This window comes from Thermogymnomonas acidicola, from assembly GCF_014646795.1.
GTDB lineage: Archaea > Thermoplasmatota > Thermoplasmata > Thermoplasmatales > Thermoplasmataceae > Thermogymnomonas > Thermogymnomonas acidicola.
Window position 1 is genome coordinate 880,163 of record NZ_BMNY01000001.1, and the last position, 14,399, is coordinate 894,561.

The following is a 14,399-nucleotide window of genomic DNA, read 5'->3' on the forward strand; positions in this document are numbered from 1 at the left end:
ATGTCGGTTGTGGATGAAATATACAGGCTCAACAGGGAGAGGCGGAAGGACAGCATGGAGAGGGCTAGGGGAGTGAGGAGCATGGTCTCCGAGATCTCCAGGATCAACTCGAGGGGGAAGATAGGGATCATAGTGGAGTTCAAGCGCAGGTCACCCTCAGGCTTCTCCCTGGCAAGGGACACAAAGCCATACCAGTACCTCTCGAATATGAGGAACGAGCGCGTTGTGGGCTACAGCGTGCTGACGGAGGAGAGGTACTTCGGCGGGTCCTTCCGGGACCTGCAGGAGTGCCAGGGTCTGGGAAAACCGTTGCTGGCGAAGGACTTCATAGCCACAGTGGATATGATAGACGCCGAGTACAGCGCAGGCGCGGATGTAATTCTGCTCATCGCCGACTTCCTTCCAGATGCCAGGATCAGGGAACTCGTCTCCCATGCCCACAGTGATGGCATGGAGGTGCTGCTTGAGTTCCATGAGATATCAAGGATCCCGTCTGTCAGGTCCGCAGGCGCCGACATGGTGGGCTACAACAGGAGGGACCTGCGGACAATGTCGATGGACCCGCATGAGGGGGAAGTGGTCTCAAGGCTCCTCGACATGGACTGCCCCGTAGTGCTGGAGAGCGGGATATCAAGTTCGAACCTCTCCTCCTCCATACTGGACGGGTTCAATGCAATCCTCGTCGGGACATCGCTGCTAAACGGCGACGACCTCTTCTCTGCACTGGAGGCTGTGGGCATATGAGGGACTTCATGTTCATTGCTGGGCCATGCGCTGTGGAGAGCAGGGAGCAGATCATGGAGGCGGCGCACTTCCTCTCCTCACTGGGCATAAGGTACCTGAGGGGAGGAGCGTTCAAGCCCAGGACGGACCCGGACAGCTTCCAGGGCCTCGGGGAGGCAGGCCTTAGGTACCTCAGGGAAGCTGCAGACACGTACGGGATGAAGGTCGTCTCTGAGGTCATGAGCGAGGAGCAGATACCACTGGCCGAGGAGCTCATAGATGTCCTGCAGATAGGCTCACGCAACTGCCAGAACTTCTCACTGCTCAGGAAGGTGGGCGCGGTGGGGAAGCCTGTGCTCCTCAAGAGGGGCTTCGGCATGACGGTGGATGAGTTCCTGAAGGCCTCAAGGTACATTGAGAAGGAGGGGAACACTGAGATCATACTTGTGGAGAGAGGCATAAGGACCTTCGAGCAGTCCACCAGGTTCACCCTTGACATATCCGCAGTGCCCGTGATCAAGGAGAGGTGCAGTTACCCCGTGGTCGTCGACCCGAGCCACCCTGCAGGTCAAAGGAGGTACGTGGAGCCCCTGGCCCTGGCAGGAGTGGCAGCGGGCGCAGACGGGCTCATGGTGGAGGTCCACCCTGATCCCGATAGGGCGCTGAGCGATGCCAGGCAGCAGCTGGATTTCCAGTCCTTCGCACGCCTTCATTCAAGGGTCCAGGCCCTCCTCTCCTCCCTCTCCCCCATCGACCAGGAGGCACGCTAGGGATCGAACGTATAAATACGGAGTGGGCTTACTTCAGAGCATGGCCTCAATGAAGATCATAGCGACCATAGGGCCTGCTTGCTCCGACCCGGAGACGCTTAAGGGCATGGTGAGGGCTGGCCTCAACAACGTGAGGATAAACACGGCGCACATAGAGAAGGGCTACATAACCAAGATAAGGAAGATGGTCGACCAGGTGAACGAGGAGACGAAGGCCAGCGTGGGCATAATGGTCGACCTCAAGGGCCCGGAGCTGAGGACGAGGGCGTACGATGGGGGCAGGATGGAGATAAAGGCTGGGAACACGTACAGGTTCTCTGATGACGAGAGCGATCCAAGGAACATAGGTGTCAACTACCTGAACGTCATAGACACCCTTGAGCCTGGAGACCTGATCCTGGTGAGCGACGGCAAGATCACCCTCAGGGTGGTGCAGAAGTCTGGCAACACCGTTGAGGTGAAGGCCCTGGACTCAGGGGTGATCAGGGACAGGGGAAGGATAAACATACCGGGAAAGGTGCTGAACCTCGGCGTCACAACGGAGAGGGACGAGTTGTTCATAAAGGAGGGCATCGAGGCCGGGGTGGAGTTCTTTGCCCTCTCATTCGTGCAGACAAGGGAGAACGTTGAAGAGCTCCAGGAGCTGGTGATGTCACAGGGCGGTGACCAGCTTATCGTTTCAAAGATCGAGACGAAGAGCGGCCTCCAGAATATATCGGACATAAGCAGGGTCTCGGACTTCATCATGGTGGCAAGGGGCGACCTTGGGGTGGAGATGCCGCTTGAGGAGGTCATAGTGGCGCAGAAGCAGATCATAAGGGAATCGCACAAGCACGGCGTACCGACAATAGTGGCTACCCAGGTGCTGGAGAGCATGGTGTCTAACCCTGTGCCCACCAGGGCGGAGGTATCGGACGTGACCAACGCCATACTGGACAACGCTGACGTCCTCATGCTCTCAGAGGAGACCGCGATAGGAAAGTATCCTGTGGAGTCTGTGGAGTACCTGAAAAACATAAGTGAGTACGTGGAACGCTCCTACGGCAACTTCGCAGGGCCGGAGGAGTTCCTTGGGAACAGGATCGCCTATTCCATAGCCATGGCTGCCAGGGTCGTGGCCAGCGAGATAAGGGCCGCAGGCATACTGGCGTTCACCCAGAGTGGCAACACGGCCAAGATGCTCTCCGCCGTGCGCCCGCCCTGCCCGGTGTACGCAGTGACCACGAACCCGAAGATGCCGGCCCGCCTGAGCCTCTACAGGGACGTCATACCTCTCTACATACCTCAGGAGGAGGGCCAGAAACTCACACAGCTGAACGCGCTGGAGTGGCTACTGGAGAAGGGCATGTTCGAGAAGGGGTCCCGGCTGGTCATAACGAGCGGTGCACCGTACTTCCTATTTGGCGGCACCAACGAGGTCAGGATCGCAACGGTTGGCAGGTTCATAGGCCGCGGCTATCCGTGCGGAAAATCAACGGACGGCGTGGTGACCAGGAACATCGATGGCACCGGCGATGTGCTCATAACAGATTCGCTCTCTGAAAGGGACATGGATAGGTACGGGAAGTTCAGGTGTGTCGTGTGCACCTCGAGCGTACCACACAGGCTCCTGAGGGAACTGACATCCAGGGGCGTTACAGTGCTGTCTAACACCAGGCTGGCTGGAGATGTGAAGGAGGGCGATCACGTGACTGTTGATGGGGACACGGGCGTGATAAATGGATAGGGGACGGTCACTGGACGAGGTCGTCCCTGACCGTGTTTATGTGCAGCTCCCTGCCGGAATAGTCTATGTAGATGTTTTTCACTTTCACGTACTCCTCTATGCCGTATCTGCTGCCCTCTCCCGCCTGGCCCGTGAGCCTGAAGCCGGTGTGGTACCCCTGTGACGCCTCCGGGCCCGGCATGTTCACATACAGCTCGCCGAACCTTACCTTCTCGAAGGCAGTGAACATGAGGTTCGGGTCCTTCGTGAAGAGGTATGATGCCAGGCCGTACTTGGAATCGTTGGCCTTCCTGATGGCGTCATCGAAATCGCTCACTGGCATTGCACCCAGGACAGGCCCGAAGACCTCCTCCTGGAATATCTCGTCGCCCTGCTTCACGTTGCTGAGTATGGTGGGCTGGAAGAAGTACCCGTTGGCCAGCTTCCCTGGCAGGTTAGGCCTGGAACCGCCGAGGAGCACCTGGGCACCATCAGACACTGCATCTTTCACGAACTTCTCCGTGGTCTGCACGGCCCCCTTGTTTATGAGCGGGCCCATGTCCGCCTCCCTGGGGTCCCCGACCCTGAGCCTGGACGCGGCCTTAACGAACCTGTCCAGGAAGTTTTCGAATATGTCCTCGTGTATGTAGAGCCTCTCCGCTGCTATGCATGACTGCCCGGCGTTCCAGAACTTGGCCCATATGAGGGTCTTTATGGCGTTCTTTATGTCCGCGTCCTTCCAGACTATGAACGGCGCCTTGCCACCGAGTTCGAGGATCAGCTTCGCCATGTTCTTCGAGGCCTTCTCCATTATCCTCTGCCCCGTGGCCGTGGAGCCTGTCATCGTCACCACAGAAACCTTCCTGTGCGATACTATGTAATCCCCTATCTCTGAGCCCTTTCCCGTGACCAGGTTCAGGACACCCTTCGGTACGCCAGCTTCAATGAACTTCTTCACAAGCCACTCGGCAGTGAACGGCGTGTCGCTGCTGGGCTTCAGGACAACGGTGTTTCCCGTGAGGAGGGCGGGCGCCAGCTTCCTGGCAACCATCCCTGCCGGGAAGTTCCAGGGTGTGAGTGCCACCACTATGCCGTAAGGCACCTTGTACTGGAATATCTTCCTGGTGCTGTTCGCTCCCTCGACGACCTCGCCATTGATCTTCCTGGCGAACTCCGCATAGTACTGTATCTGGTCTATGACACCGTCGACCTCCTCCTTGGCTTCCTTCAGTATCTTCCCGTTCTCGTTCATCAGCAGCTGCTCCAGTTCGCCCCTGTCCTTCTCTATGAGTTCCCTGGCCCTGTAGAGTATCTTGGACCTCGCAACGGAGCCCATCTCGTTCCAGGCCTCAAAGGCCTCCTCCGCAGCGTCTATGGCCCTGTCCACGTCTTCCTTGGTGGCTGCGGGGAACTTGCCAAGTACCTCTCCTGTTACCGGGTTGTACTTTTCTATGGTCTCACCGCTGGAGGAGTCCACCCACTGACCGTCGATGTAGAGCTTCATGGTTTAATGATTTGTACATCGGATAAAAAGTATTGCTGTCACGCATCTGTCTGTGGCCAATCCTCCCTGGGGTAGGAGCCTATCACCTTCATCTCTGTGACCATTGAGGATATGTCCGAGAGCGCAGACCTCACAGCACTGTCATCCTCGTGGCCGTGCAGGTCAAAGAAGAACCTGTACCTCCAGGGCTTCTCCTTCTCCGGCCTCGATACAACCATGCTCAGGTTTATCAAACGCTCTGCAAATGGTGTCAGGAGCCTGTGGAGGGACCCCGGGCCATCGTCCCTCAGCACAAGTGTCAGCGAGGTCTTGTCCCTACCGGTCCTCGGAGGCCTACCACGGCCCAGGCATATGAACCTGGTCAGGTTGAACCTGTAGTCCGACATGTCCTGTGCGATCACCCGGAGACCGTACTTCTGGGCCAGCCACGGTGGGCCTACCACCGCTGTGTCCTCCCTGTTCGCAGCTTCGATCGCACCCGCGGAAGTGGATGAAACAGAGATTATTTCAGCGTTCGGAAACATGGCTCTTATCCTGCCCTCGCACTGGGCAAGGGCCTGCGGGTGGGAGACCACCCTTCTTATGTCTGTGCCAACTGCGAGGAGCGCCTGCCTCACGCTAACGATCTTCTCTGCAACGATCCTCAGGCCCGTTGATGTCAGGGCATCGAGCACGGGAGTTACAGGGCCCTCTATGGAGTTCTCCACCGGAAGCACGCAGTATTCGGTGCTGCCGGCCTCTGCAAGTTCTATGGCCTCCCTGAAGCCCCTGCAGAACGCGATCTCGGCCCTGCTGAACATGCTCCTCACAGCGAACTCGCTCCATGTCCCCTCAGGGCCAAGGCATGACACCCTGACCCCAGCTCCCTTGGTCTCCATACGGCGCAGGTGGTCAGGGTATCGATCAATATAAATACCATCTTGAATTTTCCAGTAGAGTCTTTTAGTTCGGTGGTACCTGATGAATGATGGGGACTTTATCAGAATCGACTACGAAATGAGCGTCGGAGAGGACAGGAAGCTGGTCTCAACAAACAAGGAAGACCTGGCCAAGCAGAACAACATCTACGACGAGCACATGAAGTACAAAGACGCGGTAGTTATTGTGGGCTCAGAGGGCCTTTTCAAGGAACTCAACGATTCATTCAAGAACGCGGAGGTCGGGAAGGAGGTGGAGGTGAGGATAGAGCCAGAGAACGCCTACGGCCTCCGTGACCCGAAGAATGTCAAGGTCCACAACATAAGGGAGTTCCAGAGGCTCAACATAGAGCCCGAGGTCGGCAAGGAGGTAACGATCAACAACAGGCGCGGTAGGATAATATCCGTGACGCCGGGTAGGGTCCTGGTAGACTACAACCACCAGTGGGCTGGCAAGCCCGTGTTCTACAAGTACACAGTGAAGGGCGTCATAACCGATGACACAGAGAAGGTGAAGGCAATAATTGATATGTACTACAGCATCGATTCATCGGAGTTCGGCGTCAGTGTCACGGACAGGGAGATAAGGATAAGGATACCTGAGAACTCAAAGTTCGACGCGGCCTGGATAGAGGCCAAGTTCAGGATAGTCAGCGACCTCAGGAAGTACGAGAAGGGCAAAGACATCGTGATAGAGGAGTTCTACGAGGCACAGAAGGAGGAGCCGAAGGAGGAGAAGAAGGAGGAAGCCCAGGAGAAGCCCCAGGAGGAGAGCACAGAGGCAAATGCAGCAGGGCAGTGAGGCCAGGAGGCCCCACGTCTCTGTCGTACTGGTCGAGCCACAGTACGAGGGCAACATAGGTTTCACTGCCAGGGCCATGGCCAACTTCGGCATACGCGACCTGAGGATTGTCAACCCACCTCCAATAGGCGATGAGGCGGTATCTAGGGCCATGGCGGGCAGGGAGATACTCGAGAAAGCGACATTTTTCACCGGCCTGCAGGAGGCGGTGACCGGCTTCCATGTGGTGGCAGGCACATCCAGCGACACGGGGAGCAAGGCTCACCTGTTCCGCAGGATCCCTTACACCCCCCAGGAGTTCTGGGACCACTTCATGGAGGAAGGAGTGAGAATAGCACTGGTGTTCGGCCGTGAGGCAGATGGCCTCAGGAACGAGGAGCTGAACCTGTGCAACGCCTTCATAAACATACCCACAGACCCGGGGCACCCAGTGATGAACCTCTCCCATGCAGTTGCAGTCATACTCTACGAGATGTACAGGCACGTGCCCAGGGCAGCCAGGAGGGGCACGGAGCCCATGAACGACATCCAGTTCAACGCCCTCATGGAGAGGACGGGATACCTCCTTGACCTTGTCGGTTACAGGGGCGGCAGGAAGGAGAACACGCTCGTCATGCTGAGGAGGATATTCGCAAGGTCAATGATCACGGATGCGGAGTTCTTCAAGATCATGGGCATACTGAGGCATATAATAAACAGGATTGAGGAAGGGGAGAACTGAGAAAATTTATTAACGATTCTGCATTTTCCAGCAACGCAGCTGGTATAGATGTCTGTAAGAGCGGATAACAAGGAGAGTCCTGTATTAAGATCAACGGTAGATAAACTGCTCCAGGCCTCCAGGGAATCCGGAGGCAGGCTGTGGAGGGACATAGCCAGGAGGCTCACCGGGCCCAGGAGGAACTATTCAGCCGTGAACCTGGCGAAGCTGGACAGGCTCACCAGCGAGGGTGATGTTGCCGTAGTGCCCGGCGCAGTCCTCGGCACAGGTAGGCTCACCAAGAAGATCACCGTAGCGGGCTTCAAGGCCTCAGCCTCTGCCAGGAGGAAAATAGAGGAGGCCGGTGGCAGATACGTGAGCCTTGAGGAACTGGCCAGTGAGAACCCTAAGGGCACAGGCATCAAGATAATCGGGTGAAGCATCATGATGGTGATTGACGCTGATAACGCAGTATATGGCCGCCTATCAACCTTCGTTGCGAAGAAGCTTCTTGAGGGGGAGGAGGTAACGATACTGAACGCGGACAAGGTAGTGGTCACTGGTTCCAGGGACTTCATAATAAACAGGTTCAGGGAGAGGAGGGAGATCGGTAGCGTCAGGAAGGGCCCGTACTACCCGAAGACGAGCAGGGAGATCCTGAGGAGGTCCATAGGCGACATGCTCCCGAAGAAAAAGACCCGTGGCAAGGAGGCACTCCACAGGTGCAAGGTTTACAGTGGCTTCCCGGAAGCGTTCAAGGGTGCGCAGGTGGTCAGGGTGGAGAAGGCCATGAACAGGAAGGTCAACGGCTTCGTCACTCTCGGTGAGATCTCCAGGCTACTTGGTCAGAAGGTGTGACCGTGGCGGACTACGTGATTACTTCTGGAAAGAGGAAGACGGCCGTTGCGAGGGCCGTCACGAAAAAGGGAACCGGCAAGTTCACCATTAACGGGGTGCCAGTTGAGCTCTATCCGGTGGAGGTGCTCAGGGAGAAGATCATGGAGCCCATAAGGCTCCTGGGCGAGAGGGCAAATGAGATCGACATAGAGGTCAACGTGAGGGGCGGCGGCCTAACAGGCCAGGCAGACGCCTCAAGGACCGCAATGGCGAAGGGAATGGTGGAGTACTTCAAAGACGATTCCCTTGAGGAGATGTTCAGGCAGTTCGACAGGACCCTCATGGTGAACGATGTCAGGAGGAAGCTCCCGAAGAAGCCCATGGGGAGGGGAGCCAGGAAGAAGAGGCAGAAGTCATACAGGTGAATAAATGATAATTCCCGTGAGGTGTTTCAGCTGCGGGCGTGTAATCGCATCGGATTACGTGAGGTTCAGGGCCAGGATGGACGAGATACGCGCCCTTGGGCGAGAACCTGCGCCGGAGGAGGTCTCAAGGGCCCTAGACGAGCTTGGCCTGCACAGGTACTGCTGCAGGCGCATGATACTCTCTCACGTTGACCTGATTGACGATGTGATGCCCTTCTCATGAGTGGGACCGTGGGGTAGCTTGGTATCCTGCCAGCTTGGGGTGTTGGCAACTTGAGTTCAAATCTCAACGGTCCCATCCATCTAAGTCTTTAGCATAACTTGTCACACCCCTCTGTGCGTTGCCTCCTTTAGTTACCCGGCTTGGATAGTCGGTATCACCCGTCATTTGAGCCCATGCCACTGAAGCACTTCCAATTCGATAACAGATACAGAGGCCCATATGATACGCCTGCAATAACGGGCGGATACAATGGCATAAAATTGCACCTTTAAACTGCATAGCACCGTAAATTTCCTCTGGATGCACCTTTGGTGTCCCGGGTAACCTGCACCTCCGGCCCAGGGCTGGTTCGGCGGAATGGCGGGGAGGGACGGACAGGTATTGGGACTTAGGTCACCGGGTGGTTGCCAAAGACGGTATTATTAATTAATAAGCGAAACACGAACCCGAGGCAGGGTCAGCGCCGTGTATTTCATCAATGGCAGTAGCAATATCACACCATTCCGGAAAAGCAGGTTCGGAGATGTACGCCGGGCATTGCATGAATATGTGGCATTCAATAATTTTCCATATCAACTGTATCTGGGGGCATTGTAATTATACATGATAAGTGTTATATTAGTTGTTTTGTAGGTTCTGACGCGTAGGTTTAAAATATAATAGAAGGGTATTGTATCCACGTGAACACGAGAAATCGTCGCGGTGGTGGTTACGTTGATTCTATCGATATATTCCCAGGCCATCCAAAATGTTCATGCTTAAACGGTGCCGTATATGTGAACAGATAGAACAGGACAACTTTTGGCTTTGAAGGGGTGCAGGCCTTCTCACCGAAAGGAGGAAATCCCATCGCCAGGGGTGTATTTGAATCACCGGTGCCCGGCACGGTATACCGTAATCAGAGGACTAGTGGGGAGGTCAGAGACTTGCTTTATGCGGCTGGTGGCCAGGCTTATGGTTTACCCGCGCAGCTGATCTCCTGTCGGGCGCCTGCATATCCGCATAACTGGTGGTGAGCACCAGGTGCCATCAAGGGGGATAAAACCCTGGCCTTCATCGTGTTTGTGATAGTATCCATAACCCCTTCCAGCTATGAGGTCGAGCCCAGGCCACTGGCCCACACTATCCGTTCGATTATTACAGTTTTGGCTACGGGAAACGTGTCTATCTATACAATTCATTCAACAACTCCATAAACGTCACGTTCACCATTATGGGGCAGTCATTCACGTACAGCAAAACGCCTGTTAACGTTGAGGGGTGGATGGTAGAGATCGCGACCAATGCCGCCGTAACAGAGCCAAGCATACCCACTGGCCCGGTGTTCGTGAACTGGGTCAAGATGGACCTTGTGAAGGGTAGTGACATCTATTTTGACCACCTCTTCCTGGAGGTGAACTATTTCTACTTCAACCTGACCGCGTGGAATGGCACGGCATCGATCCCCGTAGACATACTGGCTGAGGGCTATCCACCTTACGGGACGTTCTTCGTAGCCCACAGGGGCCCAGATGTCGTGACCAGCATTGAGTTCGCTCCCTACGGGCCATGGAGGATATTTGCGATCCCAGGAATCATGAATCCTGCGCTGCCGCCACTTCCGCTCGTGTGTTCTGGAAACTTCACGCCTGAGCCACCGGGAGCAGTAACATATGCGAACTGCTCAGTGCAGTACGGTGGGCCTCTCACGTGCCAGTGTTCTGGGTATCTGACATCAACACCGATCACATTCTCGTGACGCCAGTGCTCGAAATGGGACCGTATTTCGTGAAGGGTGACCCGGTCTGGATAAACATCGAGTTGAGCTATCCCTCTGGAACGCTGAGGTACTGTGTAATGGAGGAGTGATACCGTGAATATTAAGAGGATGGTATTAGCGATTGTTGTTGCATCGATAATTGCCTATGCAGGCTTCCATTACGCCTCACTCATCCACCTGAAGGAAGGCGTGGGCATTTCCGATATCAAGTCTCCACCAGACTTCGGCCCGTTCTTTCCCGTGACGGAGCACATATCCGCCTCCAACAGGGTTACTGTGCTGTTTATCGGTGCGGAGGCATGTACCTTCTGGGATGCCGAGAGCTGGGTCATATACTATGCCCTCCTCCACTACGGCTCCTGGTCATCGGTACAGTTCGTGCACTCTTACAATGGGGACGTATTTCCAGGAACCCTGGGGATAAACCTCATGAACGCTACCTATTCATCAACCACCATCGTGTTCCATGGCATCGAGATGTACAACGAGACATGGCACGCCATAACGGAACTTAACGCGAGCACCAAGGCACTCTTAAACAGGTACGACCCACAGGATTCGATCCCGTTCATTCTCATCAACGGTGAGTACCTGGAGGTTGGGTCTTCCTATTCCCCATCGTATATCCCCAATATGACTACGAATGAGGTCAATGAAAGACCTGGATGAGAAGAGCGGGGCCGCGGCCACTGTGATAATCAAAGAGGCAGGGTGTGTTGACCAGGTGATCTCATACCTGATGGGCCAGTAATCCCAATCTTATTGTAGAAGACAAGAGAAATCGGCTCCCTAAAGGGTTATGATCCCTGGCTAGTGGCATCAACTTTATAGTACCTAGGCACCCACGAAGACTTCCCCTTCAAAGTTTCTGTAACTAGGAACTGATATGGTTAGTTCATTCGGCAGGAAGGGTCCGATAGCCCAATGGTGTGGAGGGCTGTGCTAGTCGGTAGAAACTGGAAGGGTGCCCTTTCAGTCCTTCCTGAATCGTCAGTATCACCTGGCCTTGTACCTCCAGAGGGTATTGTAACTCCCTGCACCGCACTAATACTGAGTGGGCCTCTGCAGTCTGGGCCTTTCCCCGCAAGGAGTTGGGTTACAGGTGTGAGAGTATGAACTTCCTTAGCGTATCGTTGTAGCCCTTCCTGTCCTCCCACATGGTGAGGTGGGAGCAGCCCTTGAAGATGACCATCTCCGAGCCACCTATGTTCCTGTGGATCACCTCCGCAACTGCAGGCGTGACCTCATCATACTCCCCGACGCTGACGAGTGTTGGTACCTTTATCTCGTGCAGCCTGTCCGTAATGTCCCAGTCCTTTATCGTGCCAGTTATGGTGAACTCGTTCGGGCCATTCATGACCCTGTAGACGTTCCTCTTCTCCCCGTATTCCAGGGACCTCAGGACCTCCTCAGGCCAGTCCTCGGAGCGCAGCAGGTGCTGGTGGTAGAAGTAGTTCACAGCAGAGAGGTATGCTGGTTCGTTGTACAGGCCCTTCGCACCGTATTCCCTTATGGCGTCCCTGTACCTGGCTGGCAGGCCGTCTATGAGCCTCTCCATCTCCCTCACGGTTAGCGGCACGGAGGAAAGGCCCCCAGACACTATGAGGCCCCTTAGCCTGTCCTGGTACTTCAGGGCGTATGCAAGTGCCAGTGCCCCTCCGTAGGAGGATCCCATTAGGAACACCTTCTCCTCACCGAACAACTGTTTCCTCAGTGTCTCAGCCTCCTCCACACCGTAGTCTATTGTAAAGTCCTCAACCGGAGGTTCCTCTGACCTTCCGCAACCGAACTGGTCATAGAAGAGCACGGTGATCCCGTGATCCACAAGATCCCTCAGTGACAGGAGGTAGTCATGCGACATGCCTGGCCCGCCGTGCATGGTCATCAGCTTTGCCTTCTCATCCTCTGCCCGGCACAATTTGTAGTAGATGTAGATACCCTGTACCTTTGCATACCCGTCTGTGCACCCCTCACAATCGACATCCTTCTCCATGAGAGCACCCCGCCATGCAGTAACGGGTCGTCCCATTCAAAACTTTCAGCATGGCTTTTTCAAGATTACCGCAGCCACCTTCATGCCTCTGTCCTGCACAGGGTGGGATCAGGAGGCAGGCCTCATTCAGTCACATGGAAAGCATTCTAAATCCAGGCGGCCTCATCCATACATGTGCAGGATGTTCGCCTCGTTCTCCCGGAGGGCAGAGCAGCAGTCCATTGTCAGTGCGCTTGTCAGGGCTGCCAGGAACGACGTGTTCCGCAATGGGGAGGCACACAGGGATGGGTGGGGCTGTGCGCTGGCATCAGGCGACGCAGTATTCACGTGGAGGTCAACAAGGCCCATTTACCAGGACTTACCGGCCATTCCAGACGCACTGGGCCAAACATTCCTGGCACTGTTCCATGCCAGGCTCGCTGCGGATGGTGAGCCCGTGAATGCACCTGCGTACTCGCACCCGTTCACTGTAACCGCGCAGGACGGGCACATGTACGTGTGCCACAACGGCTGGGTGGACAAGGAAAAGGTGGGCAGGGAGTACGGCGTCAGGGTAGAGGGGAAGAGCGACACTCAGGTGATGTGTGAGGCCATGTCCACGCTCGGGAAGGGGGCGTTCGAGGGCTTCAGGGAAGTTATGGAATTCTGCCGTGAGAATGCCATGAAGGGGGCCCTGAACGTCCTGGCACTCTTCATCGGGAACGGGAGGATGGCGGAGGTATACTACCACTCATCACTGCTGAAGGAGAGCGTGTACGGCCGCCTTTACTCCAGGCAGACCGGTGGCAGCTTCGCAGTGATGTCATCCACAGTTGCCTACTACATGGGCCTCATCGACGCCTCGGGCCAACCCCTTGTGCAGGACACCATGGCAGTTGAGGAGAACGCCTGTTTCAGGGAATCCTTCACCCTCTGAAGCATGCACATGATGGGCCACAGGTATCCACCCTGCCATCCGGGACAGGCCAGCACCCACCGGAATGGGTCTACACCTGGTTCACATAGACCGTAATGTCAAGGACACCGGCAAAGTTTCTGTCAGGCAGCCTGACGCCTATGGCCATGTCCACGCCCTTTCCTGGCCCTATCACCGATGTTGTGGATGAGAGAACGTAGCCAGGCACACTGAACCCTGGCGTGGCCGAAGAAACCTCTGTTACGTTGATTGGCACCGACAGGGTGTCCTCTATCACTGTCCTGATGGTAATGGTGGAGCCACCGTAGTAGGTCCTGAAGTTCCAGGGTATGTGGGCGCTGTATATCTGCTGCGATGTGTTGTTGTCCATTACGGCAACATTGACAGCCATCACATTCACAGTCCTGGAGCTGAACTGCCCTGTGGCTGCGAGGACAGCCACAACAACAGCTATTACCGCTATTACGGAAACAGCGATCCTCAGGAGGGTGCGCCTGTTGTTGGGGTGGTTGTTCCTGATGGGTTCCAACGCAGTTCATGTGTGATTCTGTACCGCGTATTTCTAGATTCACATTTCCAACGGGAAACGCACGGAAGTGTTCGGGAAAAGATAAATAACAGGACTGCAATATTAAGAAGTAAATGGAAAGCATAGAACCAAACGCCCGCATCGCAGACCTGGTTGGCCTGCTGTATGTCCTCACATATGTTTTTCCAGACCGTACAGACCTGTATGAGCTGGAGAAGGAGATGGAGGTCGACCTTGACGACCTCATGCCAATAGTATACACGGCCGCAAGGCTCGGCTTCGTCCATGTGGTGGATGGCGACATCGAGATCACGGGCCTGGGGAAGGAGTACATACTCGGCAGCATAAAGAGGAGGAAGGAGATACTGAGGCAGATACTGGACAGGCTTGAGCCGTTCGCCACCGCAATATCCATGGGAGATTTTACCGTTGATGACCTCTATGACGCCCTTGAGGCAAAGGGCATCCAGACCTACAACAGCCCCTCGGGCAGGCGTGACCTTGAGGTCATACTGATAGAGTGGGGCATATACTCCGGTCTCATCAGGAAGACGGAGGACGGCTTCGAGGCGGTGAAAAAGGCAGTGAAGAGCTGA

Annotated in this window: 17 protein-coding genes and 1 tRNA gene; 14 read left to right on the plus strand and 4 right to left on the minus strand. The window is 55.5% G+C overall.

Annotation, left to right across the window (positions count from 1 at the left end; genetic code table 11):
* From IEW66_RS04500 to pyk, 3 genes are read left to right on the plus strand one after another with little or no spacing between them, the layout of a single operon-like run.
* Window positions 1–744: a beta/alpha barrel domain-containing protein gene (locus tag IEW66_RS04500; protein WP_188680656.1), complete on the plus strand. Its 744-nt coding sequence runs from the start codon at window positions 1–3 to the stop codon at window positions 742–744.
* A complete protein-coding gene (aroF, locus tag IEW66_RS04505) occupies window positions 741–1,493 on the plus strand; it encodes a 3-deoxy-7-phosphoheptulonate synthase (RefSeq protein ID WP_188680658.1) in 753 nt (250 codons plus the stop codon). Before IEW66_RS04500 ends, aroF begins: the two co-directional genes overlap by 4 nt.
* 40 nt (window positions 1,494–1,533) lie before the next feature.
* On the plus strand, window positions 1,534–3,219 hold the full coding sequence (pyk, locus tag IEW66_RS04510; protein ID WP_229657491.1) for a pyruvate kinase: 1,686 nt from the start codon (window positions 1,534–1,536) through the stop codon (window positions 3,217–3,219).
* A 7-nt stretch (window positions 3,220–3,226) separates the two neighbouring features.
* Here pyk and IEW66_RS04515 read toward each other — a convergent pair whose 3' ends face one another.
* Window positions 3,227–4,702 carry a D-glyceraldehyde dehydrogenase gene (locus tag IEW66_RS04515; protein WP_188680660.1) on the minus strand — a complete coding sequence of 492 codons (1,476 nt, stop codon included), beginning with the start codon at window positions 4,700–4,702 and terminating at the stop codon, window positions 3,227–3,229.
* Between the two features lie 38 nt (window positions 4,703–4,740).
* Window positions 4,741–5,580 (minus strand): prephenate dehydratase, encoded by an 840-nt coding sequence (gene pheA / locus IEW66_RS04520; protein WP_188680662.1) that lies wholly within the window; start codon window positions 5,578–5,580, stop codon window positions 4,741–4,743.
* An 82-nt stretch (window positions 5,581–5,662) separates the two neighbouring features.
* On the opposite strand from pheA, the gene IEW66_RS04525 reads away from it, so the two are divergent.
* The 9 genes from IEW66_RS04525 to IEW66_RS04565 all read left to right on the plus strand — a co-directional run bounded on the left by IEW66_RS04525 (window position 5,663) and on the right by IEW66_RS04565 (window position 11,034).
* Window positions 5,663–6,421 (plus strand): FKBP-type peptidyl-prolyl cis-trans isomerase, encoded by a 759-nt coding sequence (locus IEW66_RS04525; RefSeq protein ID WP_075056347.1) that lies wholly within the window; start codon window positions 5,663–5,665, stop codon window positions 6,419–6,421.
* Complete coding sequence (locus IEW66_RS04530; protein ID WP_188680664.1) at window positions 6,405–7,142, plus strand: RNA methyltransferase; 738 nt, start codon at window positions 6,405–6,407, stop codon at window positions 7,140–7,142. The genes IEW66_RS04525 and IEW66_RS04530 overlap by 17 nt, the downstream gene beginning before the upstream one ends.
* Before the next feature lie 48 nt (window positions 7,143–7,190).
* Window positions 7,191–7,559, plus strand: a complete 369-nt coding sequence (locus IEW66_RS04535) for a 50S ribosomal protein L18e (protein WP_188680666.1) — start codon at window positions 7,191–7,193, stop codon at window positions 7,557–7,559.
* Between the two features lie 6 nt (window positions 7,560–7,565).
* On the plus strand, window positions 7,566–7,979 hold the full coding sequence (locus tag IEW66_RS04540) for a 50S ribosomal protein L13 (protein ID WP_188680668.1): 414 nt from the start codon (window positions 7,566–7,568) through the stop codon (window positions 7,977–7,979).
* Between the two features lie 2 nt (window positions 7,980–7,981).
* A complete protein-coding gene (locus IEW66_RS04545) occupies window positions 7,982–8,383 on the plus strand; it encodes a 30S ribosomal protein S9 (RefSeq protein ID WP_188680670.1) in 402 nt (133 codons plus the stop codon).
* Window positions 8,384–8,387: 4 nt separating this feature from the next.
* Entirely contained in the window at window positions 8,388–8,606 is a 219-nt protein-coding gene (locus IEW66_RS04550) for a DNA-directed RNA polymerase subunit N (RefSeq protein WP_188680672.1), read from the plus strand.
* Window positions 8,607–8,608: 2 nt separating this feature from the next.
* Window positions 8,609–8,681: transfer RNA gene (locus tag IEW66_RS04555), tRNA-Pro, on the plus strand.
* 1,189 nt (window positions 8,682–9,870) lie between these two features.
* Window positions 9,871–10,344 carry a hypothetical protein gene (locus IEW66_RS04560; protein ID WP_188680674.1) on the plus strand — a complete coding sequence of 158 codons (474 nt, stop codon included), beginning with the start codon at window positions 9,871–9,873 and terminating at the stop codon, window positions 10,342–10,344.
* Window positions 10,345–10,458: 114 nt separating this feature from the next.
* Window positions 10,459–11,034 (plus strand): DUF929 family protein, encoded by a 576-nt coding sequence (locus IEW66_RS04565; RefSeq protein WP_188680676.1) that lies wholly within the window; start codon window positions 10,459–10,461, stop codon window positions 11,032–11,034.
* 427 nt (window positions 11,035–11,461) lie between these two features.
* Here IEW66_RS04565 and pip read toward each other — a convergent pair whose 3' ends face one another.
* Window positions 11,462–12,358, minus strand: coding sequence for a proline iminopeptidase (gene pip / locus IEW66_RS04570; RefSeq protein ID WP_188680678.1), 897 nt, complete (start codon window positions 12,356–12,358; stop codon window positions 11,462–11,464).
* A gap of 172 nt (window positions 12,359–12,530) precedes the next feature.
* Here pip and IEW66_RS04575 point away from each other — a divergent pair, with 172 nt between their 5' ends.
* Window positions 12,531–13,274, plus strand: a complete 744-nt coding sequence (locus tag IEW66_RS04575; RefSeq protein WP_188680680.1) for a class II glutamine amidotransferase — start codon at window positions 12,531–12,533, stop codon at window positions 13,272–13,274.
* A 70-nt stretch (window positions 13,275–13,344) separates the two neighbouring features.
* Here IEW66_RS04575 and IEW66_RS04580 read toward each other — a convergent pair whose 3' ends face one another.
* Window positions 13,345–13,803 carry a hypothetical protein gene (locus IEW66_RS04580; protein ID WP_188680682.1) on the minus strand — a complete coding sequence of 153 codons (459 nt, stop codon included), beginning with the start codon at window positions 13,801–13,803 and terminating at the stop codon, window positions 13,345–13,347.
* Between the two features lie 113 nt (window positions 13,804–13,916).
* On the opposite strand from IEW66_RS04580, the gene IEW66_RS04585 reads away from it, so the two are divergent.
* Window positions 13,917–14,399 (plus strand): AAA-associated domain-containing protein, encoded by a 483-nt coding sequence (locus tag IEW66_RS04585; RefSeq protein WP_188680684.1) that lies wholly within the window; start codon window positions 13,917–13,919, stop codon window positions 14,397–14,399.

Bases quoted from the DNA above. Each gene is read 5' to 3' on its own strand.
- IEW66_RS04550 (WP_188680672.1), top strand. From the start codon at position 8,388: ATGATAATTCCCGTGAGGTGTTTCAGCTGCGGGCGTGTAATCGCATCG.
- IEW66_RS04560 (WP_188680674.1), top strand. From the start codon at position 9,871: ATGGTAGAGATCGCGACCAATGCCGCCGTAACAGAGCCAAGCATACCC.
- pip (WP_188680678.1), bottom strand. From the start codon at position 12,358: ATGGAGAAGGATGTCGATTGTGAGGGGTGCACAGACGGGTATGCAAAG.
- IEW66_RS04500 (WP_188680656.1), top strand. From the start codon at position 1: ATGTCGGTTGTGGATGAAATATACAGGCTCAACAGGGAGAGGCGGAAG.
- pyk (WP_229657491.1), top strand. From the start codon at position 1,534: ATGGCCTCAATGAAGATCATAGCGACCATAGGGCCTGCTTGCTCCGAC.
- IEW66_RS04575 (WP_188680680.1), top strand. From the start codon at position 12,531: ATGTGCAGGATGTTCGCCTCGTTCTCCCGGAGGGCAGAGCAGCAGTCC.
- pheA (WP_188680662.1), bottom strand. From the start codon at position 5,580: ATGGAGACCAAGGGAGCTGGGGTCAGGGTGTCATGCCTTGGCCCTGAG.
- IEW66_RS04525 (WP_075056347.1), top strand. From the start codon at position 5,663: ATGAATGATGGGGACTTTATCAGAATCGACTACGAAATGAGCGTCGGA.
- IEW66_RS04515 (WP_188680660.1), bottom strand. From the start codon at position 4,702: ATGAAGCTCTACATCGACGGTCAGTGGGTGGACTCCTCCAGCGGTGAG.
- IEW66_RS04530 (WP_188680664.1), top strand. From the start codon at position 6,405: ATGCAGCAGGGCAGTGAGGCCAGGAGGCCCCACGTCTCTGTCGTACTG.
- aroF (WP_188680658.1), top strand. From the start codon at position 741: ATGAGGGACTTCATGTTCATTGCTGGGCCATGCGCTGTGGAGAGCAGG.
- IEW66_RS04585 (WP_188680684.1), top strand. From the start codon at position 13,917: ATGGAAAGCATAGAACCAAACGCCCGCATCGCAGACCTGGTTGGCCTG.
- IEW66_RS04535 (WP_188680666.1), top strand. From the start codon at position 7,191: ATGTCTGTAAGAGCGGATAACAAGGAGAGTCCTGTATTAAGATCAACG.
- IEW66_RS04540 (WP_188680668.1), top strand. From the start codon at position 7,566: ATGATGGTGATTGACGCTGATAACGCAGTATATGGCCGCCTATCAACC.